The sequence below is a fragment of the Streptomyces himastatinicus ATCC 53653 genome, assembly GCF_000158915.1.
Taxonomy (GTDB): Bacteria; Actinomycetota; Actinomycetes; order Streptomycetales; family Streptomycetaceae; genus Streptomyces; species Streptomyces himastatinicus.
This window is the reverse complement of the sequence record NZ_GG657754.1, coordinates 1,004,465-1,008,352: the sequence shown is the minus strand read 5'-3', so window position 1 is coordinate 1,008,352 and position 3,888 is coordinate 1,004,465. Positions and strand designations below refer to the sequence as shown.

Sequence of the window (3,888 nt, the reverse complement as noted above, 5' to 3'; positions counted from 1 at the left end):
GATGTATTGGGGCGTCAACGGCTCGTTCATCGTCGGGCTCTTCCCCGAGCGGCCCGCCCTCGAAGCGGTGGACGAGCGCACGTTCTATCTGCACACCAAGCGCCCGGTCCCCATCCTCGACCAGCTGATGGCCAACATCCTCATCAGCCCGGCCGCCAAGAACCGGCCCGAGGAGCTGTCCGGCGGCGTCGGCTCCGGCCCGTACGTGGTCACCTCGGCGAACTCCGGCACCGGTGAATACGCGCTCGCCGCCAACGACCGGTACTGGGGACGGCGCCCCGCCACCCCGGGGGTGCGGGTCCGCTTCGTCCCCGAGGAGTCCAGCCGCGTGGTCGCCCTCCGCAGCGGCGAACTGGACGTCATCGACACCATCACCCCCGACTCGGCCGAGCAGTTGCAGGGGCTGCCCGGGGTGCGCCTCGACCGCACCACCGGCACCCGCGTCAACCAGTTGTTCTTCAACTTCCGCAAACCCAAAGGCCATCCGCTGGCCGACCCGCGGGTGCGCGAGGCACTGAGCTACGCCATCGACGGGAAGTCCCTCGTCGACGACGTACTCACCGGATCCGCCCAGCAGGCCGAGGGCGTGGTCCCGCTCGCCCTCAAGGGCGCGATACGCACCGGCGGTTACGTCCACGACCCCGGCAAGGCGCGCAAGCAGCTCACCGCGCTCGGTCACCGTGACCTCAAGGTGAAGATCATCTGGGAGTCCGGGGAGTTCCCCGGCGACACCTCGGTGATGGAGGCCGTCCTGGAGATGCTGCGCGCCGTCGGGGTCCGCCCGACGCTCCAGCAGTTCGAGCCCGGCGGCGACATCCAGCAGTGGCGGCAGGGCCGCCGCGGCGACTGGGACGTCCTCGGCAACGGCTTCTCCGTCCCCACCGGACACGCCAGCACCAGCCTCCAGGGCATGTACGGCGGTACTCCGGAGAAGGAGAAGACCCGCGACACCTACCAGGGCTACGTCTTCCCGAAGATCGCCGACCGGCTGGCCGACGCCTCCGCCGAAACCGACGAGAAGACGCGGAACGCCAAGCTCGCCGCCGTCCAGAAGGAAATCTGGAACACCCGCCCCTGCCTGTGGGCCTTCGTCCCCGACGTGGTGCTGGCCCGCCGCTCCCGGGTCCGGGACGTACGGCTCCTCCAGCTCAACTCCTACGACCTCGCCGCCGTGCGCCTGGAGGGCTGAGCCGTGCTGCGCTATCTGATACGCCGTCTTGGCCAGAGCGTCCTGACCATCTTCCTGACCCTGTCCACCGTCTTCGTCCTGGTGCGCATGGCACCCGGCGACCCGGCCGCCGCCCTGGCCGGACCCAACCCCAGCACCGCGGACCTCGCCCGGATCCGTGAACAGTTCGGGCTGGATCAGAGCCTGCTCACCCAGTACGGCGTCTTCCTGCGCGATCTGTTCACCGGAGACCTCGGGACCAGCTACTCCTTCCACGCCCCCGCCTTCGACGTGGTGTTCGACCGGGTCCCCTACACCATCACCCTCGCCCTCTCCGCGATCGTGCTCACCACGGTGGTCGCCGTGCCGCTGGGGGTGTGGATGGCCCGCCGCGCCGACACCAAGCGCGAACTCGGCGCCAATGTGCTGACCATCGCCGGACAGTCCATGCCGGACTTCTGGATCGGCGTCATGCTGCTGACCGTCTTCGCCGTGCTGACGCCGGTGCTGCCCGCCTCCGGCTTCACCACCTGGAGCGGCCTGGTGCTGCCCACCGTCACCGTGGCAACGCTTCAGATGGCGCTCATCTCCCGGCTGGTGCGGCGCGAGATGGTCGCGGCGCTCAGTTCGCCGTACGTCACCACCGCCCGCTCCCGCGGTGTCTCGGAGCGCGCCCTGACCTGGCGTTACGCCATGGGCAACTCCGCCATCCCGGTGCTCACCGCGCTCGGCACCCGGTTCGCCGCGATGCTCAACGGCGTCGTCGTGGTCGAGGTGGTCTTCGGCTGGCCCGGTGTCGGCTCGCTGGTCGTCCGCGCCCTGGAGACCCGCGACTACCCGCTGATCCAGGCGACCGTCCTGGTCACCGCCGCGCTGGCGGTCCTCGTCCAACTCCTCATCGACCTGGCCTACCCGCTGCTCGACCCGCGGGTACGCCTGGGAAAAGGCGGCCTGAGACATGAAAGGCGCCCTCGAACCCCCGGCCCCCGCCGGATCCCCGGCCCCCGCCGAGGCCACGCCCGCGGCCCGCCCCACCCGGGTCACCGCCCGCGACCTGGCCCGCGCCACCGCCACCCGGCGCCGCCGCAGCGCGAGCCTCAAGCTGTGGACCGGCACGGTGTGCACCCTGCTGGTGGTGGTCCCCGTCGCCCTCGCGCAGCTGCTGCCGCTGCCCGGCGCGAACGACCAGGACCTCTCCCGGCGCCGGCTCGCCCCGCTGACCGACGGCCATCTCTTCGGCACCGATCAGCTCGGCCGCGACCTGCTCTCCCGGGTGCTGCACGGCGGCCAGGTGTCCCTGTCGATCGGTGTGCTCGCCGTCCTCGTCTCCGGTCTCATCGGCATCGTCGCGGGCGCGGCCGCCGGATACTTCGGCCGCTGGGTGGACGCGATCGTCTCCCGGCTGCTGGAGGCGCAGATGTCGCTGCCGCTGCTGATGATGCTGCTGCTCGTCGTCGCCCTGTTCGGCCCGTCCGTCACCGTCATCACCTGCGTGATCGCCATCGCCCAGTGGCCCGAGGTGGCCCGGCTGACCCGCTCGCTGGTGCTGGTCGAACGCGAGAAGCCGTACGTGGCCGCCGCCCGGGTGCTGGGGCTGCGTCAGATCGCCATCCTGGCCCGCCACATCATCCCCAACATCGTCCGCCAGGCGTCCCTGGTCGTCCTGCTGCTGCTCGCCCAGGCCGTCCTGCTGGAGAGCGCGCTCAGCTACCTCGGCGCCGGACCCCAGCGGCCGTTCGCCACCTGGGGGCGCATCATCTCCGACGGCCAGGACTACATCACCACCTCCTGGTGGCTGGTGACCCTGCCCGGCCTCGTCATCGCGCTGCTGGTCGTCGGGGTCAACCTGCTGGGCGACGGGCTGCGCGACCGTACCCGCCGACGTGCGACGGAGGGCTCCTGATGAGCGACGCGACGAGCAACCGGAACGCCCCGCTGCTGGAGGTCGAGGACTTCCAGATCGAGCTGATCACCGACCGCGGTGTGGTCCGCGCGGTCGACGGCGTCGGCTTCACCCTCGCCGCGGGCGAGACCGTGACCCTCATCGGCGAGTCCGGCTCCGGCAAGTCCACCACCGCGATGGGCCTGCTGCGGCTGCTCCCCGAGGGGCTGGCCGTACTGTCCGGCACCGCCCGTATCCAGGGCGTCGACGTCGTCGCCGACCCCCGGGCGGCCCGCCGGATCCGGGGCCGCGGCGTCTCCCTCATCCCGCAGGACCCGATGACCGCGCTCAGCCCGGTGCACACCATCGGCCGCCAGCTCGCCGAGGCACTGCGCATCCGCCACCCGGAGCTGTCCCGCGCCGACGCCCGCGCCCAGGGCATCGAACTGCTCGGCCGGGTGCGGATCCCCCACCCCGAGACCCGGTGGGGCGCCTACCCCCACCAGTTCTCCGGCGGCATGCTCCAGCGCGTCCTCATCGCCATCGCGCTCGCCGCCGAACCCGAGCTGCTGGTCGCCGACGAGCCCACCTCGGCGCTCGACGTCACCGTCCAGGCGGGCGTCCTGGATCTGCTGATGGAACTCCAGGAACGCACCGGCATCGGCATCCTCATGATCACCCACGATCTGGGGGTGGCCCGGCTGGTGTCCGACCGCATCCATGTCATGCGCGGCGGCCGCTTCGTGGAATCCGGCCCCGTCGAACAGATCGTGGAACACCCCGCCGAGGCGTACACCCGCGATCTGCTCGCCGCCGTCCCCACTCTGGGCCCCTGGGA

At 71.4% G+C, this 3,888-nt stretch carries 3 protein-coding genes and 1 pseudogene; all 4 read left to right on the top strand.

Features of this window, described 5'->3' with window-relative positions; genetic code table 11:
• Nucleotides 1-1,189, top strand: a 1,189-nt coding sequence (locus SSOG_RS03645) for an ABC transporter substrate-binding protein (RefSeq protein WP_009712853.1), incomplete at its 5' end; no start/stop codon positions are given.
• A gap of 3 nt (nt 1,190-1,192) precedes the next feature.
• Nucleotides 1,193-2,044, top strand: a pseudogene (locus SSOG_RS48130) (ABC transporter permease); the annotation flags it as partial.
• A gap of 82 nt (nt 2,045-2,126) precedes the next feature.
• Nucleotides 2,127-3,071, top strand: a complete 945-nt coding sequence (locus SSOG_RS03635) for an ABC transporter permease (RefSeq protein WP_009712852.1) — start codon at nt 2,127-2,129, stop codon at nt 3,069-3,071.
• A partial coding sequence (locus SSOG_RS03630; protein WP_078510567.1) for an ABC transporter ATP-binding protein occupies nt 3,071-3,888 on the top strand: 818 nt, incomplete at its 3' end. The genes SSOG_RS03635 and SSOG_RS03630, both read left to right, overlap by 1 nt.

Excerpts from the sequence above, each read along its gene's own strand:
- SSOG_RS03635 (WP_009712852.1), top strand. The coding sequence starts at position 2,127 with ATGAAAGGCGCCCTCGAACCCCCGGCCCCCGCCGGATCCCCGGCCCCC.